Source organism: Gordonia amicalis NBRC 100051 = JCM 11271 (assembly GCF_000332995.1).
Taxonomy (GTDB): Bacteria; Actinomycetota; Actinomycetes; order Mycobacteriales; family Mycobacteriaceae; genus Gordonia; species Gordonia amicalis.
The window spans coordinates 1-1,257 of the sequence record NZ_BANS01000089.1 but is presented as its reverse complement, the minus strand read 5'-3'; the positions used below and the strand labels follow the sequence as shown (position 1 = coordinate 1,257).

Below are 1,257 nucleotides of genomic sequence, written 5' to 3'. Positions count from 1 at the left end.
GGCGCGTTCAATCGGTCGATGCAACACCGGGTTGTTGTACCGAGTGTAGTTGTTCGCCAAAGACTTCGGCGGGGGTCTTCCAGTTGAGGACTTTTCTAGGACGGCTGTTGAGGGTGTAGGCGATAGCCTCGAGGTCCTCAGCTGACCACCGCGACAGATCAGTTCCCTTAGGAAAATATTGACGCAGAACACCATTGGTGTTCTCGTTCGACGGTCGCTGCCACGGTGAGTGCGGATCGGCGAAGAACACCTGCGTTCCGGTGTCCATCGCGAACTGGGCGTGAGCAGACAGTTCCTTGCCGCGATCCCACGTCAACGTTTTGCGCAACTGCTGCGGCAGCACGGCCATCGACGCTGTCAGTCCTGCATTCATCGCGATGGCACCGTAGCCACCGAGTGCGGGCCCGTTCTTCACAGGCGGCTGCTCACCCCAGCCCTTCTGGCGTGGCAGATGCACCAGAAGTGTTGCACGACTACGACGTTCAACGATAGTGCCGATCGCCGATCTCCCAGTTCCGATAATCAGATCACCCTCCCAGTGCCCGGGGACGGCACGGTCCTCGGCCTCGGCAGGGCGCTGACTGAACACGACGTCGGAGGTGACGTGACCCTGCGGCTTGTTGCGCGAGCGGGCCCGCGGCTCCCTCAGTGCACGTCCGGTGCGCAGGCACGCCACCAGCTCACGTTTGAGCGCGCCGCGGCCCTCGATGAACAGGGACTGGTAGATCGCCTCGTGACTGATACGCATGGATTCATCATCGGGGAAGTCGACCTTCAAACGCTGGGAGATCTGCTCTGGACTCCACGCCAGCGACCACCGCCGGTCGGCACGGTGCGGTTTGTTAAGCCCCTTCCACGGTGGTGGCGTGGGGCCCGCAGCGATCGTGCCATCGGGACGGCGGACAACGCCGGCCAGGCGGTGCTGTACGTACTCCCGCAACTCGACGTGGGCCACGAGCTTCGCTGTTTTTGGGCGCTTGGCGGCCTGCTGGGCTTTCCACTGCGCCACCAACGCCCGATACTCGAGCTTCCCGCTCCTGGTTGCGGCGTTGCGCCGTAGCTCACGCGAGATCGTGGCCGGACTGCGCCCGATCCGCCGTGCGATCTCACGCACCCCACGATCCTGGGCGCGTAGCAGCGCGATCTCTTCCCGTTCGGCGAACGATAGATAGCGGCCCGAAGGCTCATCCAGACTCAGCGGCCTCATGCCGCCAGCGTGGCGGAACCAGCGTGTACCCACCGGCACCGACACACCGA

The 1,257-nt window shown here is 63.8% G+C and carries 1 protein-coding gene; it reads right to left on the bottom strand.

Annotated features, from left to right (window positions below; genetic code table 11):
• Positions 1-7 precede the first annotated feature (7 nt).
• A partial coding sequence (locus tag GOAMI_RS22265) for an IS30 family transposase (protein WP_006438915.1) occupies positions 8-1,257 on the bottom strand: 1,250 nt, incomplete at its 5' end.